At 46.8% G+C, this 23,783-nt stretch carries 44 protein-coding genes, 1 tRNA gene and 1 pseudogene; 35 read left to right on the forward strand and 11 right to left on the reverse strand.

Going from position 1 to position 23,783, the window contains the following annotated elements:
- Positions 1–432, forward strand: a 432-nt coding sequence (locus FC814_RS19535; RefSeq protein WP_137326339.1) for a phage tail protein, incomplete at its 5' end; no start/stop codon positions are given.
- On the forward strand, positions 432–1,034 hold the full coding sequence (locus FC814_RS19540; RefSeq protein WP_137326340.1) for a tail fiber assembly protein: 603 nt from the start codon (positions 432–434) through the stop codon (positions 1,032–1,034). The genes FC814_RS19535 and FC814_RS19540, both read left to right, overlap by 1 nt.
- Here FC814_RS19540 and FC814_RS19545 read toward each other — a convergent pair.
- From FC814_RS19545 to FC814_RS19555, 3 genes are all read right to left on the reverse strand, one after another.
- Complete coding sequence (locus FC814_RS19545; protein WP_137326341.1) at positions 1,006–1,446, reverse strand: tail fiber assembly protein; 441 nt, start codon at positions 1,444–1,446, stop codon at positions 1,006–1,008. The genes FC814_RS19540 and FC814_RS19545 overlap by 29 nt on opposite strands.
- A gap of 3 nt (positions 1,447–1,449) precedes the next feature.
- Positions 1,450–1,725, reverse strand: a complete 276-nt coding sequence (locus tag FC814_RS23300) for a hypothetical protein (protein ID WP_301546379.1) — start codon at positions 1,723–1,725, stop codon at positions 1,450–1,452.
- A 64-nt stretch (positions 1,726–1,789) separates the two neighbouring features.
- Positions 1,790–2,320, reverse strand: a complete 531-nt coding sequence (locus FC814_RS19555; protein ID WP_137326342.1) for a phage tail protein — start codon at positions 2,318–2,320, stop codon at positions 1,790–1,792.
- A 16-nt stretch (positions 2,321–2,336) separates the two neighbouring features.
- Between FC814_RS19555 and FC814_RS19560 the strand changes: the two genes are divergently transcribed.
- From FC814_RS19560 to FC814_RS19600, 9 genes are all read left to right on the forward strand, one after another.
- The gene (locus FC814_RS19560) at positions 2,337–2,897 is read left to right on the forward strand and encodes a recombinase family protein (protein WP_107236357.1); all 561 of its coding nucleotides are present in this window, start codon (positions 2,337–2,339) and stop codon (positions 2,895–2,897) included.
- A gap of 397 nt (positions 2,898–3,294) precedes the next feature.
- Positions 3,295–4,131 (forward strand): plasmid replication initiator RepA, encoded by an 837-nt coding sequence (gene repA, locus FC814_RS19565; RefSeq protein ID WP_107236358.1) that lies wholly within the window; start codon positions 3,295–3,297, stop codon positions 4,129–4,131.
- Positions 4,132–4,774: 643 nt separating this feature from the next.
- On the forward strand, positions 4,775–5,062 hold the full coding sequence (locus tag FC814_RS19570) for a hypothetical protein (RefSeq protein WP_000356589.1): 288 nt from the start codon (positions 4,775–4,777) through the stop codon (positions 5,060–5,062).
- Between the two features lie 23 nt (positions 5,063–5,085).
- Positions 5,086–5,349, forward strand: coding sequence for a hypothetical protein (locus FC814_RS19575; RefSeq protein ID WP_000424604.1), 264 nt, complete (start codon positions 5,086–5,088; stop codon positions 5,347–5,349).
- Positions 5,350–5,593: 244 nt separating this feature from the next.
- Entirely contained in the window at positions 5,594–5,941 is a 348-nt protein-coding gene (locus FC814_RS19580) for a type II toxin-antitoxin system RelE/ParE family toxin (protein ID WP_069915522.1), read from the forward strand.
- Positions 5,941–6,240, forward strand: a complete 300-nt coding sequence (locus tag FC814_RS19585) for a helix-turn-helix domain-containing protein (protein ID WP_001259436.1) — start codon at positions 5,941–5,943, stop codon at positions 6,238–6,240. Before FC814_RS19580 ends, FC814_RS19585 begins: the two co-directional genes overlap by 1 nt.
- 163 nt (positions 6,241–6,403) lie before the next feature.
- Positions 6,404–6,784, forward strand: a complete 381-nt coding sequence (locus tag FC814_RS19590; RefSeq protein ID WP_000061763.1) for a hypothetical protein — start codon at positions 6,404–6,406, stop codon at positions 6,782–6,784.
- A gap of 63 nt (positions 6,785–6,847) precedes the next feature.
- Positions 6,848–7,120 (forward strand): helix-turn-helix domain-containing protein, encoded by a 273-nt coding sequence (locus tag FC814_RS19595; protein WP_000148349.1) that lies wholly within the window; start codon positions 6,848–6,850, stop codon positions 7,118–7,120.
- A 610-nt stretch (positions 7,121–7,730) separates the two neighbouring features.
- Positions 7,731–7,919, forward strand: a complete 189-nt coding sequence (locus FC814_RS19600; protein WP_004105254.1) for a hypothetical protein — start codon at positions 7,731–7,733, stop codon at positions 7,917–7,919.
- A gap of 10 nt (positions 7,920–7,929) precedes the next feature.
- On the opposite strand, the gene FC814_RS23305 is transcribed toward FC814_RS19600, so the two are convergent.
- The 3 genes and pseudogenes from FC814_RS23305 to FC814_RS19610 form a co-directional block, all read right to left on the reverse strand.
- Entirely contained in the window at positions 7,930–8,646 is a 717-nt protein-coding gene (locus tag FC814_RS23305; protein ID WP_301546380.1) for a Rha family transcriptional regulator, read from the reverse strand.
- Between the two features lie 78 nt (positions 8,647–8,724).
- Positions 8,725–9,129 (reverse strand): annotated as a pseudogene (locus FC814_RS23310) (ORF6N domain-containing protein); the annotation flags it as partial.
- The gene (locus FC814_RS19610) at positions 9,126–9,317 is read right to left on the reverse strand and encodes a hypothetical protein (protein WP_000183351.1); all 192 of its coding nucleotides are present in this window, start codon (positions 9,315–9,317) and stop codon (positions 9,126–9,128) included. The pseudogene FC814_RS23310 and the gene FC814_RS19610, both read right to left, overlap by 4 nt.
- A gap of 446 nt (positions 9,318–9,763) precedes the next feature.
- On the opposite strand from FC814_RS19610, the gene FC814_RS19615 reads away from it, so the two are divergent.
- Positions 9,764–10,336 carry a helix-turn-helix domain-containing protein gene (locus FC814_RS19615; protein WP_047661062.1) on the forward strand — a complete coding sequence of 191 codons (573 nt, stop codon included), beginning with the start codon at positions 9,764–9,766 and terminating at the stop codon, positions 10,334–10,336.
- Positions 10,337–10,895: 559 nt separating this feature from the next.
- Here FC814_RS19615 and FC814_RS22900 read toward each other — a convergent pair.
- The 5 genes from FC814_RS22900 to FC814_RS19635 form a co-directional block, all read right to left on the reverse strand.
- Positions 10,896–11,045, reverse strand: coding sequence for a hypothetical protein (locus FC814_RS22900; protein WP_000003575.1), 150 nt, complete (start codon positions 11,043–11,045; stop codon positions 10,896–10,898).
- Positions 11,046–11,107: 62 nt separating this feature from the next.
- The gene (locus FC814_RS19620) at positions 11,108–11,356 is read right to left on the reverse strand and encodes a hypothetical protein (RefSeq protein WP_000730008.1); all 249 of its coding nucleotides are present in this window, start codon (positions 11,354–11,356) and stop codon (positions 11,108–11,110) included.
- Positions 11,357–11,399: 43 nt separating this feature from the next.
- Positions 11,400–12,053, reverse strand: coding sequence for a ParA family protein (locus tag FC814_RS19625; RefSeq protein ID WP_000156167.1), 654 nt, complete (start codon positions 12,051–12,053; stop codon positions 11,400–11,402).
- Positions 12,054–12,203: 150 nt separating this feature from the next.
- Entirely contained in the window at positions 12,204–12,578 is a 375-nt protein-coding gene (locus FC814_RS19630; RefSeq protein WP_001673385.1) for a hypothetical protein, read from the reverse strand.
- Between the two features lie 92 nt (positions 12,579–12,670).
- A complete protein-coding gene (locus FC814_RS19635) occupies positions 12,671–13,327 on the reverse strand; it encodes an XRE family transcriptional regulator (protein ID WP_000839976.1) in 657 nt (218 codons plus the stop codon).
- Between the two features lie 174 nt (positions 13,328–13,501).
- On the opposite strand from FC814_RS19635, the gene FC814_RS19640 reads away from it, so the two are divergent.
- From FC814_RS19640 to FC814_RS19750, 23 genes are all read left to right on the forward strand, one after another.
- Positions 13,502–13,996 carry a hypothetical protein gene (locus tag FC814_RS19640; RefSeq protein WP_000143881.1) on the forward strand — a complete coding sequence of 165 codons (495 nt, stop codon included), beginning with the start codon at positions 13,502–13,504 and terminating at the stop codon, positions 13,994–13,996.
- The gene (locus FC814_RS19645) at positions 13,993–14,508 is read left to right on the forward strand and encodes a hypothetical protein (RefSeq protein ID WP_024227065.1); all 516 of its coding nucleotides are present in this window, start codon (positions 13,993–13,995) and stop codon (positions 14,506–14,508) included. Before FC814_RS19640 ends, FC814_RS19645 begins: the two co-directional genes overlap by 4 nt.
- Complete coding sequence (locus FC814_RS19650; protein WP_000100624.1) at positions 14,505–14,738, forward strand: hypothetical protein; 234 nt, start codon at positions 14,505–14,507, stop codon at positions 14,736–14,738. Before FC814_RS19645 ends, FC814_RS19650 begins: the two co-directional genes overlap by 4 nt.
- Positions 14,738–15,142, forward strand: a complete 405-nt coding sequence (locus FC814_RS19655) for a Ref family recombination enhancement nuclease (protein ID WP_001014473.1) — start codon at positions 14,738–14,740, stop codon at positions 15,140–15,142. Before FC814_RS19650 ends, FC814_RS19655 begins: the two co-directional genes overlap by 1 nt.
- The gene (locus tag FC814_RS19660; protein ID WP_001270825.1) at positions 15,139–15,471 is read left to right on the forward strand and encodes a DUF1064 domain-containing protein; all 333 of its coding nucleotides are present in this window, start codon (positions 15,139–15,141) and stop codon (positions 15,469–15,471) included. Before FC814_RS19655 ends, FC814_RS19660 begins: the two co-directional genes overlap by 4 nt.
- 3 nt (positions 15,472–15,474) lie before the next feature.
- Entirely contained in the window at positions 15,475–15,852 is a 378-nt protein-coding gene (locus FC814_RS19665) for a hypothetical protein (RefSeq protein WP_001250512.1), read from the forward strand.
- A 169-nt stretch (positions 15,853–16,021) separates the two neighbouring features.
- Positions 16,022–17,089 (forward strand): DUF3560 domain-containing protein, encoded by a 1,068-nt coding sequence (locus FC814_RS19670; protein WP_137326344.1) that lies wholly within the window; start codon positions 16,022–16,024, stop codon positions 17,087–17,089.
- A gap of 77 nt (positions 17,090–17,166) precedes the next feature.
- Positions 17,167–17,448 (forward strand): hypothetical protein, encoded by a 282-nt coding sequence (locus FC814_RS19675; RefSeq protein ID WP_137326345.1) that lies wholly within the window; start codon positions 17,167–17,169, stop codon positions 17,446–17,448.
- A complete protein-coding gene (locus FC814_RS19680) occupies positions 17,445–17,810 on the forward strand; it encodes a hypothetical protein (protein ID WP_000023819.1) in 366 nt (121 codons plus the stop codon). The genes FC814_RS19675 and FC814_RS19680 overlap by 4 nt, the downstream gene beginning before the upstream one ends.
- 29 nt (positions 17,811–17,839) lie before the next feature.
- Entirely contained in the window at positions 17,840–17,998 is a 159-nt protein-coding gene (locus FC814_RS19685; RefSeq protein WP_001706266.1) for a hypothetical protein, read from the forward strand.
- The gene (locus FC814_RS19690; protein WP_069915527.1) at positions 17,995–18,678 is read left to right on the forward strand and encodes a hypothetical protein; all 684 of its coding nucleotides are present in this window, start codon (positions 17,995–17,997) and stop codon (positions 18,676–18,678) included. The genes FC814_RS19685 and FC814_RS19690 overlap by 4 nt, the downstream gene beginning before the upstream one ends.
- 2 nt (positions 18,679–18,680) lie before the next feature.
- The gene (locus FC814_RS19695; protein ID WP_001705006.1) at positions 18,681–19,025 is read left to right on the forward strand and encodes a hypothetical protein; all 345 of its coding nucleotides are present in this window, start codon (positions 18,681–18,683) and stop codon (positions 19,023–19,025) included.
- Positions 19,018–19,650, forward strand: coding sequence for a hypothetical protein (locus tag FC814_RS19700; RefSeq protein WP_170967956.1), 633 nt, complete (start codon positions 19,018–19,020; stop codon positions 19,648–19,650). The genes FC814_RS19695 and FC814_RS19700 overlap by 8 nt, the downstream gene beginning before the upstream one ends.
- On the forward strand, positions 19,647–19,904 hold the full coding sequence (locus FC814_RS19705; protein WP_137326346.1) for a hypothetical protein: 258 nt from the start codon (positions 19,647–19,649) through the stop codon (positions 19,902–19,904). The genes FC814_RS19700 and FC814_RS19705 overlap by 4 nt, the downstream gene beginning before the upstream one ends.
- Positions 19,891–20,079 carry a hypothetical protein gene (locus FC814_RS19710; RefSeq protein WP_137326347.1) on the forward strand — a complete coding sequence of 63 codons (189 nt, stop codon included), beginning with the start codon at positions 19,891–19,893 and terminating at the stop codon, positions 20,077–20,079. The genes FC814_RS19705 and FC814_RS19710 overlap by 14 nt, the downstream gene beginning before the upstream one ends.
- A gap of 1 nt (position 20,080) precedes the next feature.
- A complete protein-coding gene (locus FC814_RS19715; protein ID WP_137326348.1) occupies positions 20,081–20,458 on the forward strand; it encodes a hypothetical protein in 378 nt (125 codons plus the stop codon).
- Position 20,459: 1 nt separating this feature from the next.
- A complete protein-coding gene (locus FC814_RS19720) occupies positions 20,460–20,735 on the forward strand; it encodes a hypothetical protein (RefSeq protein ID WP_001705009.1) in 276 nt (91 codons plus the stop codon).
- A gap of 189 nt (positions 20,736–20,924) precedes the next feature.
- On the forward strand, positions 20,925–21,320 hold the full coding sequence (locus FC814_RS19725) for a phage holin family protein (RefSeq protein WP_001271967.1): 396 nt from the start codon (positions 20,925–20,927) through the stop codon (positions 21,318–21,320).
- The gene (locus FC814_RS19730) at positions 21,307–21,603 is read left to right on the forward strand and encodes a phage holin family protein (protein ID WP_000254764.1); all 297 of its coding nucleotides are present in this window, start codon (positions 21,307–21,309) and stop codon (positions 21,601–21,603) included. Before FC814_RS19725 ends, FC814_RS19730 begins: the two co-directional genes overlap by 14 nt.
- Complete coding sequence (locus FC814_RS19735; RefSeq protein ID WP_024179329.1) at positions 21,587–22,132, forward strand: glycoside hydrolase family 108 protein; 546 nt, start codon at positions 21,587–21,589, stop codon at positions 22,130–22,132. The genes FC814_RS19730 and FC814_RS19735 overlap by 17 nt, the downstream gene beginning before the upstream one ends.
- Positions 22,129–22,407 (forward strand): hypothetical protein, encoded by a 279-nt coding sequence (locus FC814_RS19740; protein ID WP_000147212.1) that lies wholly within the window; start codon positions 22,129–22,131, stop codon positions 22,405–22,407. The genes FC814_RS19735 and FC814_RS19740 overlap by 4 nt, the downstream gene beginning before the upstream one ends.
- A gap of 293 nt (positions 22,408–22,700) precedes the next feature.
- Positions 22,701–22,776, forward strand: a tRNA-Ile gene (locus tag FC814_RS19745).
- A gap of 303 nt (positions 22,777–23,079) precedes the next feature.
- Positions 23,080–23,667 (forward strand): MT-A70 family methyltransferase, encoded by a 588-nt coding sequence (locus tag FC814_RS19750; RefSeq protein ID WP_096849643.1) that lies wholly within the window; start codon positions 23,080–23,082, stop codon positions 23,665–23,667.
- Positions 23,668–23,783: the final 116 nt, after the last annotated feature.

Below are 23,783 nucleotides of genomic sequence, written 5' to 3' on the forward strand. Positions count from 1 at the left end.
GCGCTGCCTGTTGGTGTACCTGTTCCGTGGCCCTCCGCAACCCCTCCAACGGGCTGGCTGAAATGCAACGGTGCTGCGTTTTCTGCCATTGAATATCCTAAACTGGCGAAGGCTTATCCGACAAATAGATTGCCGGATTTACGCGGTGAGTTTATTCGTGGCTGGGATGATGGACGCGGCATTGATACAGGACGTGCTTTATTGAATATTCAGAGTGATGATATTAAAAAGTTCGAACTTAAGTATTTTGGGCCAGGTGGTGGGCCTGGAACCGCAACAGTATTTGCATTGCAAAATGGTGTGAGTGGTATTTATACAACAGGAATTAATCAGGAAGGCGGATCTACAACCGCTAATGCTTTTCAAATTCCTGGTGGGCGTGAAACCCGTCCGAGAAATATTGCATTTAACTATATTGTGAGAGCTGTATAATGGATAACGCGATATTGAATAATGAACTTATTGCCGTACAGGCAGGAAACATCATCGTTTACAACTATGACAGTGAGACAAAGGAATATATTTCCGCATCAACTGAATATCTTGCGGTAGGTGTTGGTATTCCAGCATATTCTTGTTTAGATGCCCCCGGTATACATAAGGCTGGTTATGCAATCTGCCGTTCTGTGGATTTAAACTCATGGGAATATGTGCCAGACCATCGCGGTGAAATCATCTATAGCACCGAAACAGGAGAATCGAAAGAAATCACAGCTCCGGGTGATTATCCTGAAAATACAACCACTATCGCCCCGTTAACGCCATACGATAAATGGGATGGTGAGAAATGGGTGACGGATGTTGAGGCACAACACGGTGCCGCAGTAGAAGCGGCAGAAGCACAGCGCCAGTCACTGATTGATGCTGCAATGGCTTCCATTAGTCTGATTCAACTGAAATTACAGGCTGGGCGGAAGCTGACGCAGGCAGAAACAACCCGCCTTAACGCTGTGCTGGATTACATTGACGCGGTGACGGCAACAGATACCAGCACAGCGCCGGATGTCATCTGGCCTGAACTGCCGGAGGCGTAGGCCATTCAATATCTGGAGCACAGGAAATATCGACCAGTTCCAGTGCGTCCAGATAATCCAGCCACAAATTATATTGCTCCAGTTCGTCATCTTTCAGACGACCAATAGCCGCTTTACCAGGCCATTGCCTGCTGTTCATGTAATCATTGACATCATCTATACGTCGTTGTTTTTCGCGGGTTGCCGAGCTAATAATTTGTTCTGGCGTCGGTTCAGGTGCATCTGCCCATGCAGGCATCCCATTATCTCCGGCAACCCGGACTTTTCCAGGATTCACTCTAATAAATTCCAAAAAAACATCGTCCCCAACTTCCACGCCACTTTCTGGCCAGGTGTTTGAACGCTCATAGTCTGCCCTCAAAATAAATGGATAAAAGGCATTTGTTTTACTGTCGTAAAGATATTTATTCATCTTTCAGAAACCTATCAAAATACATGAACCACCAGAAATAGAGTCACTGGCGCGAGAAATAATTGTTGATGTTGGTCCTGTCCCAACATGTATTGCAAACGTGGTAATTCTACCGCTGGTTGGTTCATATCCGGCACCAACTGCAAAGCCTAAAATTCCCCCGGGAAAAGGAATAGGTAAGTTGATAACTTGGTCACCATCATGAGGAGGTATATAAACCCATTGAATAATTTTACTTGGTAGTTTTTGCCAGTAGCGTTCAGACTGAAAACTCTCCATATCAGGTATCTGATTTGCCCCTGTCCCTACATCCCGTTTTGCCGCTTCTCGTAAACCAACGTTTTTATGCAGCCCTCACGATAAAGTTAAATGCAATATTTCGTGGACGGGTTTCACTCCCGCCAGTATTACCGATACTCCCTCGTGAATGAAGTGTCGGTGATGGGATCAGACTCCCTCCTGTATTTGTGGCATCAAGTCCCCGTCCTTGTGTGTATGTCTTTTTGAAAATCGTAGCCAGTTCCCATTCATCTTTTGTGTCGTAACCATCATTGGCAACAACAATATGACGGTGCTTTTCCAGCATCCCAGCCTGAAGGCTCAATAAAGCACGTCCTGCATCAATACCACGCCCGTCATCCCAGCCACGAATAAACTCACCGCGTAAATCAGGAAGTTTTCCTGACGGGTATGCTTTGGCAAGAGTTGGATATTTCACCTTATCAAAGGCAGCACCGTTGCATTTCAGCCAGCCCGTTGGAGGGGTTGCGGAGGGCCACGGAACAGGTACACCAACAGGCAGCGCCGAACCTTCCCCCAAACCAACGTTTTTAACTTCGTGAACTGAGCTATCTAATAGCATTTTCACTAACATAAACGGGATGCTTTTTATGCAAATTGGCTATATTCGCGTATCAACAAATGACCAGAATACAGATTTACAACGTAATGCTCTGAACTGTGCAGGATGTGAGCTGATTTTTGAGGATAAAATCAGTGGAACGAAGTCAGCCAGACCGGGATTGAAAAAACTGCTCAGAACGTTATCAGAAGGAGACACGCTGGTTGTCTGGAAGCTGGACCGGTTGGGTAGAAGCATGAAACACCTGATCACTCTTATTGAGGAACTACGGGAAAAAGGTGTTAATTTCCGTAGTCTGACGGACAGCATTGATACATCAACCCCTATGGGGCGTTTCTTTTTTCACGTCATGGGGGCTTTAGCAGAAATGGAGCGTGAATTAATTGTTGAGAGAACATTGGCTGGACTGGCAGCAGCTCGCGCACAGGGCCGCATTGGTGGGCGCCGCCCGAAGCTGACAAAAGAACAGCATGAGCAAATAGCAAGGCTGATTAAAAACGGTCACGAGAGGAAACAACTGGCGATCATTTACGACATTGGTATATCAACGATTTATCGCTATCACCCTGTAGGAAGTGATTCAGCTTAAACAGGAAGATAGTTTTTCCTGCGATGATGCCCTATCTACGCTTTACCGCAGGTTTCCGGCTGGGAATCATTGACTGGAGTTAGGCCAGTAGTATGATGCTCGCAACACGAGATCCGATTTAGATCCTTTTACTGGTGGATTATCGTTCGATTAGCGAGAGACTTCGTGCATGACCGAAAGTGTTGTGGTAGAGTTCTCTTAAAACCACGTAACGTGGTTACGATTGTGGGTGTCTGGTTGGAAACTGACCAGATATGGAAACAAAAAGCCCGCAGATAAATCTGCGGGCTTCTTGCGACATCCACGGAAAACCAACAAAACAATCCATGGGCGCCTCGACAACTCCCATTATACGTTGGTTTTCCGTGGACGCAAGAGCGAACATATGGATAGACCAATGCCGTCTCTACGTTCAGCTTACGTTTGTAATTTGTCGCCGGAGTTCCAGCCTCCAAAGCACCATACGCACAAGCTGCCGCTGGTGTTATCTGATGCTTTACAGCGCATTTATGGGCGTGATCTTACGTGTGAGGTTGCGTTCTACGTTAATCAACCGTCAGAGCGGAAGCGCCGGATAAACGAGCATCGTCGTCGGGCGATTAATGCTGTGATTGCTGCGATTTTGCACCATGTAAACATCATTTCTAAGCGGGTTCTGGCCAGTGCTGAGGCGTTGGCTGATTTTTGCGGCCTGTCTACCGTATCCGAAGCTGGGAACAAATCTATAACGCGCTGTACAAGGGCGTTGTCGCAACTGAAAGCGTTAGGTTTTATTGATTATGAACGTCGCTGGGATCGGGTGAATAAACAGTATTGGCCAGCGAAAATAGAGATTCGTGATCAACTGCTGGAAACCGTTGGTATTACTGAACAAGCATGGAGACGTGCGGTTAGCCAGAAACTTAATTACTTCAATGCGAAGAATAGCGAACGGCTTAAAAAAGCGATAACGGAGGCTGATTATAAGCGTATTGTTATTCAGGAGCAGATGGAGAATGTATGGCGTCAGAGGAAGACGGCCAGAGAGATAAAGGCAAAACAGAAAGCAGCGGAGAGAGCTGCGCGTCTTGTTCGGGAAAAGGGAGAGGCCGAACTTCGTCATCAAATCACTAGAGAGGTTAGCCAGGAATTTGCTGATGGCATGTATCCAGGTGCTGACCTTGCATATTTACGCTCCCTCGTTGATCAGCGTTATAACAGGCTAAGAAAGACCTGGACATCACTCCAACATTAACCCACCTGAATGATGAATCCGGTTTTACCGGAGGATTATCCACGTCGCAATAAAATAGCTGTTCAAAAAACAAACTAAATTAATTTTCTCTAAACCTGAACACAGCGAAAATATCGTCTTTACAGGCATCAGCTAATCAAGTTATCCACAGTTTTGATATGTATATGCAAATGGTTTTTTATAATAGATGCACTAAACAAATAAATGCAAAATCACTTTCTTTTATTAAAACTTTCTTTATTTAACTTACGCAGGCTTTGCCTGTGAATATGTTCGCCCTTGCAGCGAGCTAAAGCTCGCGCCGGTTCGAGTCGCTACGCTCAAATATACCTCCTCCGGCACCTGCCGGAGGCATGGAGTAGCCTGATCATCCTTTTCGAAACGGCACGTTTCGAACTATACAAAATCAATTTATATAAGGCCGAAATAAGGCCTACGGCCGGGCTTTGCAGGAGGAAGGGGCGAGCATTATCAATAAACGTCGATAAATACGCACACAGTAGCCATCAGAACGCGATAAAACGTAAGAAACATCATTTCCTATTAGACATAGAAAACTTGTCTTATACGCAATGTAGTAAATTTCTATTGCCACATAGGAAAAGATTTCCTACCATCGTAGATATAATAAATGGAGATGGTTATGGATAAAGATACTGTTTTAAAAATGTTGAATCCGGCTTGTTTAAAAAAAGCGGATGAATGGGAATCTCCTACATGTGGAGAAGTTCGGGCAGTCATTGGCCTGACCGGAATGAGTGGCTCGCAGTTGGCCAAAAAACTTGGCTTAAAAGATAGTCGCAATGTTCGCAACTGGCAGATGTTAAAGGAGTCCACATCCAGATCCAGCATTCCGTATGCAGCCTGGGCGCTGCTGTGTTACTTCGCTGGGTTAGGGTTAATCTTCATTGATAACAAAACAGATGTTTGAAACATGCAAATATGAGGTTTGTTATGGAACTTGTACGCAAAACACGCAAAGAGTTCTTGGACCTGTATCGCATGGGAGCTTTCACTTGTGTTGTGGCTACCCAGGACGAAGTGACAAAAAGCTGGCGGCTTTTTGCTCTCAATAAAAAAGGGATTGCCGTTTTCATTGAAAAAGCCCGTGGTGGTATCCGCGAATGGGCGGGATTGAATTATGTGGCTGATTTTTGCGCAGCTATGGGGATTCGGCGCTGGGAAGTCCATATGCCAGGAGTAAAGTCACAAAAATAGGGCTTTCGCGTCGAAAATGAGGCGAAACTGAAAACGAGATTTCATTAACAAATAAGCAACATAAAAAACGGTGGAAAACGCCCAGGAAAACATGATCTTTTGAGCGGATTTTTTAGATCCGACAATGAACGGTGATCCGGTGGTGCCGATAACGTCCATTATGTTAAATAGCCCCGTTTTTCTTGAAATTATAACCCACAGGTTATATAGTTAGTGATATAAACTACAGGTTATAGGATTGAGCATGTGGACGGTACTTTTTAGCCAGCGATTTGACGACTGGCTAAATGAGCAAGAAGACGCTCTTCAGGAAAAGGTTTTGGCTGATTTGAAAAAGCTACAGGTTTACGGACCTGAGTTACCCAGGCCATATGCCGATACCGTAAAAGGTTCTCGGTACAAAAATATGAAAGAGCTTCGCGTTCAGTTTTCTGGCCGTCCGATAAGAGCCTTTTATGCGTTCGATCCGATTCGCCGGGCCATCGTTCTTTGTGCAGGAGACAAAAGTAACGATAAACGGTTTTATGAAAAACAGGTGCGTATAGCTGAGGATGAGTTTGCAGCACATCTGAACACACTGGAGAGCAAGTAATGAGAACATTAGATGAGGTGATTGCCAGCCGTTCACCTGAAAGCCAGGCGCGAATTAAAGAAATGGCAGATGAGATGATTCTTGAGGTCGGCTTGCAGATGATGCGTGAAGAACTCCAGTTATCACAAAAACAGGTTGCTGAGGCGATGGGTATAAGCCAGCCAGCAGTAACAAAGCTGGAGCAGCGCGGAAATGATTTAAAGCTGGCGACATTAAAGCGTTACGTTGAAGCTATGGGAGGCAAATTAAGCCTGGATGTTGAGCTTCCCACAGGAAAACGAATAGCGTTTAACATCTGATCAGAACGAATGATAAGCCCCTGTTGCAAAGGGGCTTTTTTGTGCTCATAGAATTATATAATTATATATTTATATAAAAAGTGCTTTACAGGTGGGAAAAAATTTCCTAAGGTTATACCCGAAACCGAGCGATACCCGCCCTGGTTAAACCGGAGATAACCCGATGAGCATGATTAAAATCCGCAAAAACGCTTTCCTTAAAATTCAAACTATCCTGGCTGGTTCTGTTGGCGTGATTTGCCGTTCTTCTTCAAGCCGCATCGATGACGGCTACGATGATGAGTACCGTGTGTCCTCGTGCGATGAGGCTTTAACCTGGCTGAAGGAGAATCAGGAACGTGCCCAGGTATATCTGGAAACAGAGAACGGCAATCAGATGCTGCGTATTAGCGGTCGTTATGGATTTGAAACTACATTCATGGCCTATTTTAATCAGGCTTACTTTGACAAGGAGCTGGCCTGGTACACTGATCGCATGAGCAAAAGCGAGCCAGCCCCGATTACACCGCCGAACAATAAACCATTTTTATTCCTCGTTAAGTAAACACAATGCGCAAAGTGTCATTTTGACACTTTGCGAGTGTTAATATTGTGCGAGGAGGATGCTATGACGGGTTATGAATTGAAATTATGGCGTCGTGGAATGAACTGGACGCAGGAGCGAGCCGCCGAAGAATTTGGGATATCGTTGGCTACATATAAGCGATATGAGAAGGGGGAGCCGCCGAGGGTCATTGAGATGGCCATTCGCGTTCTGTCATTTGACGATATGGTTAAGGATCTTTCACGCCTTGATAAAGATGCGATTCTGTTAAGGCTGCAAACCCTTGTATGGGAAAAGGTTAAAGTGTCGTCAGAATTGGAACAAGGGATCAAATGATCCTTTACGGATCGTTTTCTGGTGGTGTAATGTAAGCGCCAGAAAGACAAAAACCGCCTTGCCGGGCGGTTTTCAGTCTGAAATTTAAATCTTGCTTGGTAGGCTGGATTTAAAAAGACACCTCTTGATTGGGGCGGCTTTCTTGCGTCTAAAGATAATCAAATCTTTTTGCGCCTGCAACCCCTTTTTTACTGGTGCCTGTTTCAGACTCACGCTCGCGTCGTTGTCTTTGCCACTTCGTTGGGTTCGGTGTTTTTGGGCGGAGTGGCGCGCGGGTATGCGTACAAGGGGAAAGTGTGCTGACGCAAGCCAGGAACAGCGATCTAAACTAAGTCGAGTCTGAGAAAGGCAGGAGTGCGACAACTCGCCTGTGCTCAATGAGCAGAAGAAGGTATATCAGACGACCAATGGCATGATTGTGGGCCACAGGGCGCACACGGCGGCGAAGCATTGGAAACGATGTGGAGCTATCTGGTGGCATGAGTTCCGGTACTCGATCTCGAGCTTTTTTTGATGCTTTTGAGAAGGGGCCGGAACTCCGGTAAAGGGCACCCTGTATGGGGGGAGGGGGGGGTGTGTCTGAAGGGTGGCTATCGGTTATGGTGGAATTATGATGCGTAGAAAAGCGAGTTTGCTGCAAGCTATTGGGTCCATTATTTCTTTGTTTCCGGCAGTTGATCATTTTCGTCATATGGCGACACGTTCGAGTATGGGCTTGGCGCGTGACGCTGACGCTATTCGAAAGGATTTTCAGAAAGTCTCTGGTGTTGATAAGAGAGAAAAGAGTAAGGGGCCGTAGCCCCTTGTAGTTATGGTCTGCTTTTCTGTGCCAGCTTATCAGCACATGTTTTTATCAGATCCTGTAGTGTCCTGGCTGGCAGGTTTGCATCCAGTACCCTGAGTATGCTGTTGTGATCTGCTTGGTCGACTACTTTGCCTGTCGGTGGTAGTAGCTTGAGCTGAGGATTCAGGTTTTCGTCAAAGCTGATAAGTGCTCTGGCGTTTCTGAGCAGATCAAGAAGTAAGGCTGATATCACATTTTCCTGAGTCATTGCTGGCAGACTTAGCGCCGCTTTGGTTTTCCCTGTTGCCTTGTCAAACTCCTTGATTAGTTCCTTCCTGTAGTTCGGTTCCGTTAATAGCCGATTATGCTCTGTTGCCGCGCGGATAATCGTTTTTTCCTGGTATAGTCGTTTAGCCAGATCACGCTCGTACTGTGTTTTTAACACGCTGCTGATAGCGTTAAAGGCTTCAATGTAGGCCAGCTTGATATCTTTCACGCCTGGACCGTCGATGCTCTCCATGAGCAAGGTAAATCCGTCTTTTGTCATGCGATAGATTGTTATTTCGCGGTCGCTTCCTTCCAGCGGTCGTTGCTCTTTAAAGAAGTGACGCGCCGCAGCCGTGCGAGGAATGCGTAGCGCATCGATGGCCATAACGATGGAATTGTTTGTGGTGCTGAATGCCTGGGCAACATCGGCTGAGGTTGTGAGTGGCTCGTTGTTGCACACTTTAATGTAAAACATCGGTTTGGCGTTGAGCGTATCGACAACCTCACGAGCATTGCTTGGCGAGACGGTTACGGTCGCGGCCGTTTGCGCGTTCCGGCTGAAATAGCAGTCTTCCAGCCGTTCGAACACATCCCACGCTTGGTTAGTTTCAAGCATTTTGGCGTGACGTGCAGCCCCGCGTTCTGTCCAGAGAATGAGGGAGCGGGCTTTCGGGGAAATTTGTAACCCTCTTAAAGATGGTTGCACATTTTGTGAGTTACTTAAAGTAACCCGCAAATTTTGTGAGTGACTTAAAGTCACTCGCAAAGTTTTTAACTCATCGCCAGCCACTTTGAAAAAATGCTTTCCTTCAATAAAGCGGTTTGCGTTACGTGAGTAATTTTTTTTGATGTTATCAACGTCTGTGCCGTATAGCTTTGCCAGTAGTTCAGTAGTGATAACGGGGATCTGGTTATGCAGGATAGGCTGTAGGGTGTTAACGGTCGGAAGCGTTTTCATTTTGCACCTCCCATAACTACTTTGGTTACGAGGGAGATTTTTGCGTCAGAAACAGCGTTATCGTTGCTGGCGATGCGCATAGCTTCGCGCTCGATGATTTCAGCCAGGCGGAATTTATCGGCGTATGAGGCTTTCTTGAGAAGGATCTTTACGAGGTTGACGTAATAGTCATGGGGTAGGTTTGTCATTGTGATATCTCCAGTATATGGAACTATCACCGCCATTCGAGGCTAATCAAATGGTGGTGAGCCGTACAGGGTTAGCCTTACCGGACACAATGACGAACCGGCGCGGATTTCTCCGCCCCTGTACGACCCACCATAATTTGGGCGTAACAGTGCTCTACGCATAAAAAAACCGCTAACGCGGTATGCGCCATCGTGTTATTCAGGAGGCTAATCCCGGCCGTAGATTTTGCTACGGCTCGGAAAGTGTCCACCAATGGCGCATTTATGTCAATACGGCGGGATTTTAACAGAGACAACCACATAGTGTGGGTTTGAATGCGGGGCTTTTAATTTTCTTGATATGCTAAAAATGGGAATGTATAGTTCCTGTAAGGAATCAATAAGTCCTGAGTTGTGGAATTTTGTTAAAGTCGGGAACAAGAAAAAATTCAGTATGGGGATAAAAAATGATTGAACAGTCAAAAAACTCATGTTTTTCAACAATTCACCTAATGATCATAAAAGAACTTAGGCTAGAAAGAGGTGTGCATCAAGGAGTGCTGGCTCAAGCTGCTGGAAAAACACCAAACGCATGGACAAAGATAGAGAACGGGCAGTCTGTATTAACAGTTGACGCCCTTTTTGGTGCTTTCACAGCCCTTAATATTACTCCAGTGAATTTCATGTCATTGGTAGAAAATCTTATTCCCGAATTTAACCGTTATGGTTACTACTTTTTCCCTGGAACAATCAGTCAGGACGAGGATAACCTTTTACCTCTGATGCTGCGTTACTTTAATAGCAAGGGGTTTGAAGCATTGAGAAATAGGCCATTCGAAAGAGTTAGCATTAGCTCAATGGGATTCTCATTTGGGGGCGGTATCCCTGTTACTCCAACTGCTGTAAGGTACTGTTGTGATGAAGCATACAGAAATTGGGTCGATAACGGCGCTAAATCGAACATATCAAATGATTCACTCTCATTAACATTTGAATCATTTGGGAAGGAAGGGGGAGAAACAAAAAAACCGTCCTTTTGAGGACGGTTCTTTCGTGCTGATCGGATTCGCGGTCCTTTCAGCATAACGTCGTTGTACTAATACAACCACGCAAGCACAAACAGCAACTACATTCTTACCCAACTGAGGTGAATAGTCCACTATTCATATAAAAAAATTTAGCTCATTAGCTCATGCAAAATGAAGGTTTTTAACTTATTTACGTGTAATCTTATGTAATAAAAGCGTTTTTTATTCCTTCATTATGAAGGGTATGACGTGTAATATGGCTTGGGGCCTTTCCGCCGATTCGCACCCGGGCACTGACTTTCAGGAAAGGATTATCCACTTGCCGTACCACGCAGGCACAAACAGCGTGCTTGCTCTCGCGTCATTTTCGTCGGTGGGGATGCCGTGAAACGGCCTGTAAGGGCCACACAATGAAAAAATACTACATGTGTATTTTTATCGTTGTTACTGGAGCTTTGTTTACGCCACATGGGGAGGGTTGGAAGATTACTGATAACGCTCTGAATGTGACGATAAACATTAGCAGCAAGTAGCGATTAGGCCCCTTCGGGGGCCTTTTTTATGGTTGAATTTAAACGCTGGAGCGCATTAAGCCTTTCAGAACTGCTTCACGTACCCATTCTGGTCTGGTAGATAGCAGGGCAAATAAGCAACCAGCTTGCAGCCGTTTGAGGTCGGTTAGACGAGTTTTCAGTAACCGTGTATATTGTTGTTCGGACATAACAAATTCCCCTTGTTGTGTCGCGACGGCCAACAGTTGGCGCTGGAGGCCGTCACCTTCTCTTACTTCTGGTTGTATTGAGCCTTGAGTAACTCAAAAGATTTTGTCAGCACTTCTTTCAATGACATATCCATTGAGCTGGCGAACGTTTTGTACTCGCGTTTAAATTCAGGGTCGACGTTAAACGCCATTTGTGCCCCACCTGATTTGGTTCTGGTTGGCGTTTCAGTCGGGTCGAAAACCTGCGGTTGTTCGATCGATGGCGGTACGCCTTTGCTGTTCTTCTTTGGTGGTTTTGATGGTGCGGCCATGTGTATCCCCTCTTATATAAATCTATAAAACTATAATTATATATTACGCGGCAGTAGTCAGAGCCTCAAGCTGGTTGATAATCCCCTGAATAACGTCGTCTGCCTTTTTGCGTGGCGCAACGTATGAGCACTCAATGAGGCTTAAGCCCTTATCCTGAGCTTTGCTCAGAGCTGGCTTGTGGGGAATGTACTTATCAACAACAAAGTATGGCGTATTAGCCAGGTACTCTTGGGCTTCAATATAGTCAGCTTCGTTTTCAGCCGCGCCGGAAAACACCATGCAAATTTTCTTGATTGGTACACCCTTTTTAACGATGCCGTGAGCAGTGTTAACGGTGGTTTCCAGGTCATCGGTAGAGAATCTGGTTGGCAAAATAACCATATCCAGAAATTCAGAGAGCTTCGGTACTGATTCAGATGCGTAGGCACCGCCATCGACGATAACCAGGTCGTATACTTCTGATTCGATGATTTTCTGGACTTGTGATGGTGTGCCGCACGGCTGCGCCGCGATTGCTGGTTCGATATTGTTGGCCATTCTGCGTTGTACCCAACGCGTTACCGTTCCGTTAAGCACATCCATATCGATCAGGCATACATTCCAGCCAGCCTTTGCATAAGCAACTGCTAAAGCACGGGCAATTGTTGATTTGGTTACGCCGCCTTTTCCGTTGAAAATACCTACAGAGATAGTCATTTGTCGAGACTCCATGTGTTTGGTTATATAATTCTATAAATCTATATTTATAGAACGAGGTAAGCATAACCAACTTTTTGGCGGATGAAAAGCATTTTATATAATTATATAAATCTATAATCATATAAGCGGGCGTTAGCCCGCTTGCAGTCAGAGGTCAGCTATCGTTGATATCAGTTGATTTGCTAGCTGTCGCTGTTTACGTGAGAGGGTTAGAGCAGCTTCTGAGCGGTCGCTAAGAGGGGGGTTTTCATCAAGAATCATGAGGCATACAGAAATAATAGCCCTGTTATATGCCATCAATGGCTGGCACAGCTTCGATACCGCTGGCACATCGTATTGTAAGGCCGTTTTGAGGCAGACTTTTTGTTCTGATGCCAGATGAAGGATAGATTCTATCCAGTCGATATCTTTCTCATTATCAATGATTTGGCATAACATACACTCAATCGCTATGTTCAACGCTTGGATTTCGATTCCAGCAGTGATCAGAGTTTCGTTTTTATTGGCTGTATGTAATTCCATGCGTAGCCTCTTTTATACTTTCACATGTTGTCAAAACCACAAAGCGTGGTTTTTTTGAGCGTAGAAATGCACGGCTTTCGCCGTGCTGTGTATCATAACCAGTTGACAACACTAACTACGCGGCCAAGAACTTTATAACGCTTAAATTCCTCGTTATTCAGATGCTTAGTGTTCATTTCAGCATCCCTTTCGGTTGACAGCATAACAGCATTGTCACCCGGTATGACTCTACAGTGCCTCAAAACAACCAGGCCATTTCTGTCTTCAAGGGCATAGATCCCCTCATGAATCTCTGTATCGTCTGTATTAATCAGGACTTGGGAGCCAGGGGATATTGTTGGTGACATTAACTCATCGTTGCTCTGGAGAACTGACAGAGACGATGGGTTGATGTTCTTGCTTCGTAAAATCTCCTGTTCTATCGCCAGCACTGGCTTTTCTCCGGCGTGCGATGCTATGTCATTTTTTATAGCTACAAGCCCAGGAATAACAGGAGCGTTAGTATTCTGGGGTGGGAACGGGTTATCTGTTAAGCACGCGATGTAAGGCGCTGATGCTTTCAGGGCGTGCGCGATTTTCTTGATGGCAGGTATAGATGGTTGTCTTAATCCGGCCTCATAGTTCTGCAAGGTGCTTAAGCCTATTCCAGTGACTTGCTGGAGATCTCCGGCAGTCATGCCGGATTGTTTCCGTAGAGTCTGAATGCGCAGACCTATTTCTTTCTTGATGTTCTCGTCGTTGCTTTTCATGTCTCATCAATCGTGAATGGTGGGTTATTTATACATTACCACATTTAGTGGTTTTCACATGGTAAGACGAGAGGTGGACCACAAATAGAAGGTTATTTTTTGTTTCGCCCATTGAAAAACTCACGATATGTGGTTTTAATACCACATATCGTGGTTTTAACTGGAGTTCGTTAAATGACCTTTCAGGAGTGGGTTGACGAAAATGGAGGCCAAATTGGTGTTGCCAGAAAGTTTGGCTTTACGTCATCACTGATTGGTGCCTGGTATCGCTTCGAGAGATTCCCTCGTGCGGATAACCTGACGCTGCTGGTGGCGTATTCGGAAGGCCGGATTAACGTCCAGCAATGGGCGGCAGATTTTGCCGAACGTCAGCGCCAGCGTAGCGATGGCACATCGGTTCGGCAGAACAAGATCAAAGGGAATCTCCCTGTTAACTGCTTATCAAGGCTGAAAGCGGTTTTCTCTGAGCTGGGGATGCCTGCGGAGCGTTGCAATCTACGCGGTCCGCGATTCATTGCTCGCTGGAAACACTCACACGTAACCGTTTCAGAGGTTCGTGATGCGATTGCCGTGCTGGAGCTTAAGAATAAAGATTCCAGCGATATCGAGCTGATTCATAAGGAGATTAGCAACGCCCGGCGTTCAGCACTTGGGAGGCTTGAGGAATGATGATTCTGGCCTTCTTTGGTGATAATCACCAGATTCAATCGCAGGTGATGCACTACCTTGATCAAACGATTAAAGGATTTGTTATCGATCATATTGATAACGATAGCAAACATCTATCTGTAGATCAGAAAATTGGACGTGTGCAGCGACTGGTTGCCAGCCGTAACAGACGTGACACCGTAACAGTCGTCACGGGGATAACGGAGGTCATGGAGTACCAGATGTTGCTGCATCGTGGAGCTGTTTTCTGCGTTCTTCCTGGCATTCTGCCAGCAATTCTTGCTCGTGGTTTTGTCCCTATTGATGAGTCGTTTTTATATGTAACCCCAAGCCGTTCCCTTCTGGATACGGAGGCGAAGCGTCGCATTTATATGATGCCGGACGAGGCATTTTCTGAATGTTACCGCCGTGAAATGAGGTTGGGTAAACGAGAAGTGTCTGTTGTTCGTGATGGCAGGTTTTTAAGAAGCCGCACGGTGAAAAGCACCAGAAATGACGGGGGCCATCAATGAGTAGTTATGTTCGCGGTGCTGCGATGCATTGCCAGAATCCCCAATTCTGGCGCTTTCTGACCAGTAAAACAGGGAAGAACGTTTCAAACAGTTCTGAGGCCTCTGTGATTCTGCGTGAGTTTTGCGGGATCTCATCCCGTAAAGAGCTGGCAAAGAACTACGCGGCCAGAAGCATGTATGTCCAGTTAATCAACGAGTTCAACCTCTTTATCAATGGTAAGGGGCGCTGATGAACGGACGTACACCAACGAAGAAAGAGAAACTTTATATACAAGCGGTGCTCACTCACGTGGGTTGCATAGCTTGCATTATTGATGGCCGTGAAATTGAGAATCCAGAGCTGTGGACGGAGCTACATCACGATCCTGATTACGGCAGCGTTGATGAGAATTGCCACTTCCATAGCTTTGGGTTGTGCGCACCACATCATCGCGGTGTTGTGCCTGGTGGTGGGCGCGTGCCTCCGCATATTGCCGTTCGTCACCCTCCCCTGAGTAATTGTGCTCGCTTTGTTGAGCGTTATGGCACCGATGAATTTTTGTGTGCGCAGACGTGGGAGCTGTTGCCGCAGTCAGTTAAAGACGAAATTGGGTTTGATCTTAGTCTTGGTGAAGTACCAGGGGATACCAAATGAGATATACCGGCTTTCGCAAACCAGCGACAAGGAAAAGCAAATACGGCAATAAAAAAACGGTTGTCGATGATATCGCTTTTGATAGCAAAAAAGAGGCTGATTACTACTGCGAACTGAAGCTACTGAGAAAAGCTGGCCGCGTTGTGACGTTTCTTATGCAGGTGCCTTTTCATCTGCCTGGTGGTGTCGTTTATAAACTTGATTTCATGGTGTTTTATGACGATGGGACGATTGATTGTGTCGACACTAAAGGTGTGCGAACAGACGTCTACATCATGAAGAAAAAGCAGGTAGAGGCGCTTTATCCCGTCACGATACGGGAGATCTGAACAGTGAGACGCGATCTGGATAGCTTGTTTGAGCTATGGGCGCTGTGGGTGCGCAATGGCTGCAACGCCCGTAGCGGTTTCGCGTCGATGTTAGAAATGATGATGGTTACGCGTTGCCAGTTTACCGGAGGGGGCGGCGCACCAAATGACTCACTGGAAACCAGTATCGAGGGAGCGGTGACGGCCCTCACGGTAGTTGATGAGACTGCGGCGCTGGTTGTCCGAATTGAATACGGGGCGTGGGAGATTCGGGGCCTCGACATAAATGCACCGCATATTGATAAAGCCCACGCCCTTTCTCTTAGTCTCAGACAGTATCGCCGGAAGCTGGCAAAAGCCAGGGCGTATGTTGTCGACTATTTGAAAAAGCGAAGAGAGTAAAAGTGTCATTTTGAGCTGTTTTGATGGTGTGTAGATATCGGGAACATCGAAAATCTATAAATATATAATTATAGATTTATATAAAAAGTGCTTTACAGGTGGGAAAAAATTTCCTAAGGTTATACCCGAAACCGAGCGATACCCGCCCTGGTTAAACCGGAGAAATCTGATGAATAAACAAGTAATTATTTCTGACTGGATCAACAACCCTAACAGCCTGTTAAGCACTGATACTGGCTACTTATTACGCCATGTTAATGGTCGTATGGTCAAAAGCGATGAGCACGAAACCTTTTTCTTTGTTGAAGATGATGGGCGTATCTATGAGGATGGTTACTCTTATGAAGCCCAAACTGGTTGTATCCCTGCGGAGCTGGTGGACGTAACAGAAGATCTGCGCAAAGCATGGCTTGAACAGCAGCAGCGCGGAGATGATTACGTAAACACCTATCAGGAACGCCAGAACGCGCGTCTTGCCCGATATATTGCTCGTGCAGAAAAAGCCAGAAAAGAAGGTGCGGTAGCGCATAAGCGAGCGCATGACCTGTTGGATGTGATCCCGTTAGGCCAGCCGATTTTAGTTGACCATTATAGCGCGAAAGGCCATCGCCGCCGTTTGTCTAAAGCTGATGCGTTATTAAGAAAAGCGTTTGTTGAATGCGAAAGTAAAGCATCACACTACGAGAGCAAAGCCGCAGGTGTTGGTCGTAATGGAATTTCGTCTGATGATCCTGATGCGCTATTTAAGTTGCTTCGTAAACTGCAAGGCTGCATGAAGTCACACGTCAAAATGAAGGCCGCAAATAAGGCCATTCGCAAATACAAAAAAGACCAATTACAGCAGCTTTCTGCATTAATCGATCTCAGGTTTACAGAAAGCGAAGCCAAAGAGTTACTGGCCGGAGATTTCTGTGGGCGCATCGGATTCCCTTCATACGTACTGAGCAACAATAACGCCGAAATCAAACGACTACAGAGCCGTATTAAGGAGCTTGAATCGGTCAAGTCTGTAACAGGAGCACAGCGCGAAGAATACGACGGCTTTTCTATGGAGATAGATCCAGAGGATAACCGCATCCTGTTTTATTTCCCTGGCAAACCAGAGGCAAACATTCGTTCGCTGCTTAAATCACGCGCCTTTAAGTGGAGTCCAACCCGTAATGCATGGGTTCGCAAGATTACTCCAAACGCCCTGGCTGATGCCCGATATCTGAAAGAATCGCTATTGAAAGCCTGACAGTAAGCCTACGGCGGGATGTCTCCCGCCGTATATAGAATTATATATTTATATAAATGTATAAGGACGCCTCGACAATGAAACGCAAAATTATTAACCCCCAAGATGTGATTAATTTCCTGACCGATCACCCATGTTCAAAAGTGGACGTAATCGCGGAGCACATTGGTGTGTCGCAGAACTCTATGCGTTGCAGACTGAGAAGCATGGTTGCCGAAGGACAGATAACAACCAGGAAAATAAATGGTTGCCTGTACTACTCCGCTAAACCGGAATTGCCATTTGGCATGAATCCTAACTCCATGTTGTTTAACGCCTTATTAGCCAAAGTTAAGCCGTTGAGAGGGGCTGTGGCATGAGCATCAAAACCCATACCGGAATAATCATCACCATTGATGGTGAGAAAAAAGTGAAGTTACGCGAAACGCCGACAACTTGGTGTGTTGGTCCGAAAGAAACATATCGCAAGGAAGATGGGCGCCGTTGTGGGTCGCCACTTTCCAGCCGTCGCCTCCTTTTGAGCACGATAAAACCTATCGGGCAGGTTGAGCAACCAACGACTCCGGTAACGAAGATTTCAGACAAGAGTCTGGCAAACCTGATCGCCGATGCGGACAAGGTGCTGGAGCGGAACACCCCCGTTGCAGATGAGGAATGGTGGCAGGATTTCCGAGCCGCAATGCTAGAGCTTCAGGAACGTCGTCGGGAGGAGTTGAAGTGAGCAAGAAAAATGCCGGATGGGTCAGGCCAATGAAGGCGAATAAACATCATTATTTTAATGAAGGTGAAGTAACCAGCATTTGCGGCCGTTGGATGTATTTTGGTGATTACCGTGAGCCAGACACTTTTGAGAGTCCTGATGATTGCGTGTCTTGTCGCCGGAAATTGAACAAGGTGGCTTCTAAATGAAAGAACGTGGTGTTGTTTTTAATGACGATATGGTTAGGGCCATCCTCGAAGGAAGGAAGACGCAGACTCGCCGACCTGTAAAAAATGTCAGGGCCGATAACTGCCTGGTTATCCGTAAACCGACAAAGAAACGCAATGGTGTCTATACCCACGTTATGGATGCACCTGAACATGGTTTATGCCCGTTCGGTAACGTTGGTGATCGCATATGGGTCCGTGAAGCGTGGGCGATATTAGGCAATGAGGATGGTTGCAGTGTGGACTGGAACGACAACCTTTGTCGTGGCGATGAGAAGAACGCAGCAAGGATTTATCGGGCCAGTTGTGAGCAAAAACCGGGGGATTATGGCTTATGGTCGATACCCGATGATGCCGACTGGAAGCCTCACACTGTGAATGAAAAGTTTGATGGTGGGTGGCGTCCATCAATTCACATGCCGCGCTGGGCTTCGCGTATTTTGCTGGAAATTACCGACGTGCGTGTGGAGCGGCTGCATGACATGAGCGAGGCAGATGCTAAAGCAGAAGGCGCATCTCCGGCGACGTACAAGATTACACCGCCGGAAGCTGTTTATCGCGTTGGCTTTGGTGATATCTGGCGCGGTATTTACGGGCAAGAGAACTGGCTATCTAACCCGTGGGTATGGGTAATTGAGTTTAAGCGTATTCAGGAAGCATAACTATGAGCAAATCACTTAACGCACGCTGCATCCGTCGCTGGACCGTCGAATTTAAAGGCCGCTGCGACTCAAAATATAGCCCGTATTGGCGTAAGCGCGACCTGCGGGGGTACATCCGTGAGGTTGCACTGAACACCGCGGATTGCATGGTCGAGCGTATGGCCGAGGATAATGCGATGGTAGATTTTCAGGGGGCTAATCGAGGATGGTCGCCGGAGTTCTCAGCCTGGTACCACGAACGCCGTGAACAGTATCTCAAAGAGGCGCGCGACCATCTGAACGAAGACGCCACCAATGACGAGGTTGACGAGGAGATTCAGAACGAGCTGGAGGCCTGGAATGACTAACAGCACAGCAATTAACTATCAGGCACTGCGTGATGCGGCAGTAGCAATAGAAACAGAACCTACGCATCAAAATTTTGTGGCGTTTCGTATGGATTTCACGCCATCGGTGGCACTAGCACTACTGGATGAAATTAAGCGTCTGGAGGACGCAAATATTGATGCTATGTGCCGGATTGCAGAGCTGGAGGCCTGTCGTGCGGCGCTGGCGGCGGAGAATGCAGGGCTAAAGGCGATATGTGATGACCGTCGCAGGTTCATCATGAATGGGGTGCAGATGGGTTATATCAAGGTGCCAACAGCGGAAACAGATCCAGACCTTGAGACAATTCGCATTGCTATATCACCACAAAAGCCCATTCCAGCCACCGATGCTTTCCTGGCTGAAATTCGTGCGGAAGCACGCAACGAGGGGATTAACTATACCGCAAGCCGCCTTGCTGCTGCGTTCAATCACGGATTTATCAATAAGTCTTTACGTGAAGTTTTCGACGTTACACGCATGATTCTGTCAGCGAAAGAAGAGTTGGCTAATGAACCGCATCCGATTGATGGCCTGTCTGGTGAATATGCGGAGAAATCCCTTGAAGAATGGGCGGAACAGATTCGCAAAGGAGGCAACCAGTGAGTAATTCCGCACGGCTACAGCTTGGTTTTTCACCGCTATCAAAAACCATCGTGCTGGCCAAAATGCGCGATTTAGGTGACGGAATAAAACGCCGTGTAGGCAATGATCGCGGTCGTGATGTAACCAACGAGGCCGCACAACTCGTTTGGCATCTTGTCATGGCAGAAGGCGGTGAAATCAATTGGGAGCTGGATGATGGTTCTCGCATGGTGTTAAGGGCAGAAAAGCAGGGGGCAAACGATGAAAAATCGTAAAGCAAAAATTCTTTTGACCTGTAGAAATGCTCACGGCGTCCAGCAATGGTTAAAACTCAGTAACCGCAGAATGGGGCTGTTCACAAATACGGCTGATATTGTGATGTGTTCACTTAACAAGCCCAGCGCGGCGCAAAACCGCTGGAAAAACCACTTGCGCACTAAAGGAGAGTGATGTGACCACTTTTACCGACAAAGAAATGATTAAAGAAATCAAAGAACGTATCAGCAGCCTGGACGTACGAGACGATATTGAGCGCCGGGCTTATGAAATAGCGTTAGCCTCGCTGGAAGCAGAACCGGTGGCATGGACTGATGACGAGGAACTGCAAGATGTCAGGGAGTATGGTTTTGGTGAGATATTTCAGTGTCCGCCAGATAAATACGCAGACTCGCGTCGTGTAATCCCGCTGTATCGCGAGCTGCCAGCACCGGTAGTGCCGGATGAAATGTATTGGCAGGATGCGCCAGTTGAAGGCAGCAGCAAAGCGGCTGCATACGCTACAGGCTGGAACGCTTGCCGCGCAGCCATGCTTCAGGGGAAAGGGAAGTGATATGGCTACTTTTACCAAAGAGCAATTGATTGCCCATATTCGTGAACGTAAGGAAGCGCGCCAGAGAATGTTGGATACGGTAACTATTAACCCCGGATTTCGTGAATATCTTGAAAGAGAGCTTGCTACAGATGAAATTGCACTGGCATCCTTGGCATCTGCACCTGTTGCATGGCTAGTTGGAGGGCGTTTGTTCACAACTGAGATAGCTGCGGGGATGTACGCTAGTGAGGTGAGGAAAGCAGTTAAGCCGCTATTCTTTTCTGCACTACTGTGAGTATTGTTTTTTTATTGATCGATTAACCACATTTTGAAGGTTTTTTATGGGAAAACCTTGTTTTAGGTGGTAACTGGGTGTAGTGTTTCATTTAACGTAGTAAAACTGCGTTAAGCGATTACCGCGTAATTTGTTGCTTTATGAAGCCCTGCCTTTTTCGGCGGGGCTTTTTTTTTAACGAGGATTTCAATGTCAGCAGAACCAATTTCCGGTACGGCCGTTGCTGCTGGTGGCCTGATGGGTGCCAGCGTTTTTGGTATTGCAACTGGTATTGATTACGGCGTTGTATTCGGGGCATTTGCTGGCGCTGTTTTCTATGTTGCTACAGCGGTGAATATTAGCCGTCTCAAGCTGATTGGCTATTTCTTTACATCGTTCATTGTTGGGGTGATTGGAGCGCCGTTAGTTGGCTCATTTCTTGCCAAATGGACCAGCTACAACGATCGTCCTCTTGATGCGCTTGGTGCGGTTATTGTGGCTGCATTGACAATTAAAATCCTCACGTTCGTAAACAGCCAGGATCTCGGTAGCATCTTTGGAATGCTTTCCCGCTTACGTGGAGGGGGTTCAAATGGTAAGCAGTGACCCGTCAGCACTGATTAATGCGGTGCTTTGCACAGTAATAGTAATGGCGCTGATGCTTTATCGACGGAAAGACTCCAGGCATCGTCCATTTGTTTCCTTTCTGGCTTATATCTACGTCATTGTATACGCCAATGTTCCCTTCCGTTATGTGTTCGGTCTTTATCAAGAATCCCACTGGCTGGTGGTTATTGGAAATCTGATTATCTGCATCGTTGTTCTGTATTTCAGGGGCAATCTGGCGCGGATAGTTGACGCATTAGGATTTAATCATGACCAAAGATGAGATTTTTAACAGCATTCTTGGAAAAGAGGGCGGCTATGTGGATCACCCTGACGACAAGGGAGGCCCAACAAAGTGGGGCATTACTCAGAACACTGCCCGTGCTCATGGATACCGTGGCGATATGCGCGATTTAACCCGCGAACAGGCACTAGAAATCCTTGAGGCTGATTACTGGTACGGACCACGCTTTGATCAGGTGGCCGCATTATCCTCTGATATTGCCGCAGAGCTGTGTGATACCGGTGTGAATATGGGGCCAACAGTGGCGTCCAAAATGCTTCAACGCTGGCTGAATGTGTTCAATCTGCGTGGGAAGCTGTATCCCGATTTGGATGCAGATGGACGAATCGGTCCACGTACCATTAATGCGCTGCGTGCTTATCTTGGGAATCGGGGAAAAGACGGCGAACGGGTGATGCTGACGTCGCTGAACTGTACGCAGGGCGAACGCTATCTGGAGTTGGCGGAGAAGCGCGAGGCGAATGAGTCGTTTGTCTACGGCTGGATGAAAGAGCGAGTGGTGGTATGACTGGTTTGAAGGCCGTTTTGTCATTTATTGGCACAATTATATTGGTTGCATTCGGCGCGTTTGGTTTTGGTCGTATGAAGGGGCGAGAAAAGGCCGAAGATGAAGCTGAAAAGCAGCGCATTAATGAGAATGCAGCCGCCGTAAAAGCCACTGCGGAGCGGCGTATAGAAGTGACAAAAGAGGTGGGGAATGTACAGCAGAGTGTTAACCATATGGCTGATGACGATGTTGATCGCGAGCTGCGGGAGTCGTGGAAGCGTCCCGGTGGTGGTTGATACCGCCTGTGATTGGGTAAAGCCCATCTACCTGACTGATCACGACATCGATGTTATGGACCGCCAGACAAAGAAAGATATTCTGGCTCATAACAGGGCATGGGAAATCAACTGTCCAAAGTAATATATATTTCTATAATTATATAAATATATAGTTACAACATTCTATGCGCTTTTCTCATGGGCGCACGCATCAACCATGTTTGTCTGATATGCCGCCGCGCCCAAAAATCCTGAATTTATTGGCTGGGATTTTCGTGCGCGGCGCCACACCAGACAAACAAATCAAATATGGCCCCTTAGCTCAGTGGTTAGAGCAGGCGACTCATAATCGCACGGTCATCGGTTCAAATCCGGTTGGGGCCACCAATTCACCCTCACACATAAAGATAAGCGCGGTGGAGTTACTTCTTCGTGCTCATCTTTATGCGTGCCTGGTGCACATTTCGGGAAGCCGTTGGTTAGTGAGTACAGGCAGGGCCTGTTATCCGCAAAGGGGTAAAAGCTGGAGCGGCACGGAACTGTAGCCGTGTTACCAAAACAGCGTTGTCGGGCGATATCCGGCACACAACAGGCAAGGGTATTAATCAGTCTGGTTAGTGCCCTTTTCGTTGTGTCTGCTGTAGAGCTGGCCAGCGTTATGACTACCTGAGCGCCGGAGACATAACTAACATGGAGGCAATTGCATTGTTTAATCTGATTTATGCAGATCCCCCCTGGGAATACAAAGACAAGTGTAAGGATGGGAATCGTGGCGCTGGTTTTAAGTATCCAACGATGAAAGCTGAGGAGATTGCTCGTATTCCTGTCTGGCAGCTTGCTAATCCTGAATCATGTTTGTTGGCCATGTGGTGGGTTCCGACTCAGCCAGAAGAAGCGTTGCTGGTGGTGAAAGCATGGGGATTCAGGCTTATGACCATGAAGGGCTTCACATGGAACAAATGTGGTAGCCGACAACCAGATAAGCTGGTGATGGGAATGGGGCATATGACTCGTGCAAACAGTGAAGATTGCTTGTTTGCGGTAAAAGGCAAACTGCCAACCCGTCTTGATGCGGGGATCATTCAGTCGTTTACATCGCCTCGTCTGGAGCATTCTCGGAAGCCTGATGTGGTTCGTGACAAGCTGGTAAAGCTGTTAGGCGATGTTCCTCGTATTGAGCTGTTTGCTCGCGGTGATTTACCTGATGGCTGGCATGGCTGGGGCAACCAGTGCAACGGAGGTATCCAGTTGCATGATGCTCTCTGGCAAGTGGTATAGAATTATATAATTATATATTTATATAAAAAGTGCTTTACAGGTGGGAAAAAATTTCCTAAGGTTATACCCGAAACCGAGCGATACCCGCCCTGGTTAAACCGGAGATAACCCGATGA

It is taken from the genome of Escherichia sp. MR, assembly GCF_005280595.1.
GTDB lineage: Bacteria > Pseudomonadota > Gammaproteobacteria > Enterobacterales > Enterobacteriaceae > Escherichia > Escherichia ruysiae.

Excerpts from the sequence above, each read along its gene's own strand:
- FC814_RS22900 (WP_000003575.1), bottom strand. The coding sequence starts at position 11,045 with ATGTCCGAACAACAATATACACGGTTACTGAAAACTCGTCTAACCGAC.
- FC814_RS19645 (WP_024227065.1), top strand. The coding sequence starts at position 13,993 with ATGATGATTCTGGCCTTCTTTGGTGATAATCACCAGATTCAATCGCAG.
- FC814_RS19620 (WP_000730008.1), bottom strand. The coding sequence starts at position 11,356 with ATGGCCGCACCATCAAAACCACCAAAGAAGAACAGCAAAGGCGTACCG.
- FC814_RS19540 (WP_137326340.1), top strand. The coding sequence starts at position 432 with ATGGATAACGCGATATTGAATAATGAACTTATTGCCGTACAGGCAGGA.
- FC814_RS19690 (WP_069915527.1), top strand. The coding sequence starts at position 17,995 with ATGAAAGAACGTGGTGTTGTTTTTAATGACGATATGGTTAGGGCCATC.
- FC814_RS19635 (WP_000839976.1), bottom strand. The coding sequence starts at position 13,327 with ATGAAAAGCAACGACGAGAACATCAAGAAAGAAATAGGTCTGCGCATT.
- FC814_RS19615 (WP_047661062.1), top strand. The coding sequence starts at position 9,764 with ATGATTGAACAGTCAAAAAACTCATGTTTTTCAACAATTCACCTAATG.
- FC814_RS19575 (WP_000424604.1), top strand. The coding sequence starts at position 5,086 with ATGGAACTTGTACGCAAAACACGCAAAGAGTTCTTGGACCTGTATCGC.
- FC814_RS19660 (WP_001270825.1), top strand. The coding sequence starts at position 15,139 with ATGAGATATACCGGCTTTCGCAAACCAGCGACAAGGAAAAGCAAATAC.
- FC814_RS19560 (WP_107236357.1), top strand. The coding sequence starts at position 2,337 with ATGCAAATTGGCTATATTCGCGTATCAACAAATGACCAGAATACAGAT.
- FC814_RS19685 (WP_001706266.1), top strand. The coding sequence starts at position 17,840 with ATGAAGGCGAATAAACATCATTATTTTAATGAAGGTGAAGTAACCAGC.
- FC814_RS19555 (WP_137326342.1), bottom strand. The coding sequence starts at position 2,320 with ATGTTAGTGAAAATGCTATTAGATAGCTCAGTTCACGAAGTTAAAAAC.
- FC814_RS19695 (WP_001705006.1), top strand. The coding sequence starts at position 18,681 with ATGAGCAAATCACTTAACGCACGCTGCATCCGTCGCTGGACCGTCGAA.
- FC814_RS19710 (WP_137326347.1), top strand. The coding sequence starts at position 19,891 with ATGAAAAATCGTAAAGCAAAAATTCTTTTGACCTGTAGAAATGCTCAC.
- FC814_RS19595 (WP_000148349.1), top strand. The coding sequence starts at position 6,848 with ATGACGGGTTATGAATTGAAATTATGGCGTCGTGGAATGAACTGGACG.
- FC814_RS19580 (WP_069915522.1), top strand. The coding sequence starts at position 5,594 with ATGTGGACGGTACTTTTTAGCCAGCGATTTGACGACTGGCTAAATGAG.
- FC814_RS19640 (WP_000143881.1), top strand. The coding sequence starts at position 13,502 with ATGACCTTTCAGGAGTGGGTTGACGAAAATGGAGGCCAAATTGGTGTT.
- FC814_RS19610 (WP_000183351.1), bottom strand. The coding sequence starts at position 9,317 with ATGACAAACCTACCCCATGACTATTACGTCAACCTCGTAAAGATCCTT.
- FC814_RS19680 (WP_000023819.1), top strand. The coding sequence starts at position 17,445 with ATGAGCATCAAAACCCATACCGGAATAATCATCACCATTGATGGTGAG.
- FC814_RS19545 (WP_137326341.1), bottom strand. The coding sequence starts at position 1,446 with ATGAATAAATATCTTTACGACAGTAAAACAAATGCCTTTTATCCATTT.
- FC814_RS19740 (WP_000147212.1), top strand. The coding sequence starts at position 22,129 with ATGACTGGTTTGAAGGCCGTTTTGTCATTTATTGGCACAATTATATTG.
- repA (WP_107236358.1), top strand. The coding sequence starts at position 3,295 with ATGCCGTCTCTACGTTCAGCTTACGTTTGTAATTTGTCGCCGGAGTTC.
- FC814_RS19725 (WP_001271967.1), top strand. The coding sequence starts at position 20,925 with ATGTCAGCAGAACCAATTTCCGGTACGGCCGTTGCTGCTGGTGGCCTG.
- FC814_RS23300 (WP_301546379.1), bottom strand. The coding sequence starts at position 1,725 with ATGGAGAGTTTTCAGTCTGAACGCTACTGGCAAAAACTACCAAGTAAA.
- FC814_RS19700 (WP_170967956.1), top strand. The coding sequence starts at position 19,018 with ATGACTAACAGCACAGCAATTAACTATCAGGCACTGCGTGATGCGGCA.
- FC814_RS19585 (WP_001259436.1), top strand. The coding sequence starts at position 5,941 with ATGAGAACATTAGATGAGGTGATTGCCAGCCGTTCACCTGAAAGCCAG.
- FC814_RS19675 (WP_137326345.1), top strand. The coding sequence starts at position 17,167 with ATGAAACGCAAAATTATTAACCCCCAAGATGTGATTAATTTCCTGACC.
- FC814_RS19650 (WP_000100624.1), top strand. The coding sequence starts at position 14,505 with ATGAGTAGTTATGTTCGCGGTGCTGCGATGCATTGCCAGAATCCCCAA.
- FC814_RS19625 (WP_000156167.1), bottom strand. The coding sequence starts at position 12,053 with ATGACTATCTCTGTAGGTATTTTCAACGGAAAAGGCGGCGTAACCAAA.
- FC814_RS23305 (WP_301546380.1), bottom strand. The coding sequence starts at position 8,646 with ATGTTTTACATTAAAGTGTGCAACAACGAGCCACTCACAACCTCAGCC.
- FC814_RS19630 (WP_001673385.1), bottom strand. The coding sequence starts at position 12,578 with ATGGAATTACATACAGCCAATAAAAACGAAACTCTGATCACTGCTGGA.
- FC814_RS19730 (WP_000254764.1), top strand. The coding sequence starts at position 21,307 with ATGGTAAGCAGTGACCCGTCAGCACTGATTAATGCGGTGCTTTGCACA.
- FC814_RS19720 (WP_001705009.1), top strand. The coding sequence starts at position 20,460 with ATGGCTACTTTTACCAAAGAGCAATTGATTGCCCATATTCGTGAACGT.
- FC814_RS19600 (WP_004105254.1), top strand. The coding sequence starts at position 7,731 with ATGATGCGTAGAAAAGCGAGTTTGCTGCAAGCTATTGGGTCCATTATT.
- FC814_RS19750 (WP_096849643.1), top strand. The coding sequence starts at position 23,080 with ATGGAGGCAATTGCATTGTTTAATCTGATTTATGCAGATCCCCCCTGG.
- FC814_RS19590 (WP_000061763.1), top strand. The coding sequence starts at position 6,404 with ATGAGCATGATTAAAATCCGCAAAAACGCTTTCCTTAAAATTCAAACT.
- FC814_RS19570 (WP_000356589.1), top strand. The coding sequence starts at position 4,775 with ATGGATAAAGATACTGTTTTAAAAATGTTGAATCCGGCTTGTTTAAAA.
- FC814_RS19655 (WP_001014473.1), top strand. The coding sequence starts at position 14,738 with ATGAACGGACGTACACCAACGAAGAAAGAGAAACTTTATATACAAGCG.
- FC814_RS19670 (WP_137326344.1), top strand. The coding sequence starts at position 16,022 with ATGAATAAACAAGTAATTATTTCTGACTGGATCAACAACCCTAACAGC.